This window comes from Paenibacillus sp. 05T425, assembly GCF_056396205.1.
The window spans coordinates 1-426 of sequence record NZ_JBFTLA010000118.1; the positions used below are offsets into that span (position 1 = coordinate 1).

The following is a 426-nucleotide window of genomic DNA, read 5'->3' on the forward strand; positions in this document are numbered from 1 at the left end:
GCCGTCGGCCAGCGGTGCGAACACCCGCTCACCCATGCGCTTCAAGCCGCCTTTCACCACGCCCATGGCAAACGAATAGCCCAGGGAGTTGTGCAAGTAACTGGAAGTCACGTGCCCCACCATGGTCATCGGAATCGCTTGCTTGGTGTTGAACACCAGTTGCGCACCTTCCGGCAGCCATTTGGTCGGATCGATCGGCTTCAGGCCAACCAGCTGTTTGCGCTGATCACGCACACAGTCTTCGCGGTTCATGCCACGCCAGCCGATCCACGAGAACGGTTTGGTGCGACCGACACACCAGCCCATGTTCAGGTCGTCCGGGGTCATCGAGCTGTCAGTATCCTGACCGACGATGATGAAGCCCTTCTCGGCCCGCAGTACGTGCATGGTTTCAGTGCCATATGGCGTCAGGTTGTACTTCTTGCC

At 59.2% G+C, this 426-nt stretch carries 1 protein-coding gene; it reads right to left on the minus strand.

Going from position 1 to position 426, the window contains the following annotated elements:
- On the minus strand, positions 1-426 hold a 426-nt coding region (locus tag AC1DF0_RS32365), incomplete at both ends, for a glycine cleavage T C-terminal barrel domain-containing protein (RefSeq protein ID WP_477577688.1).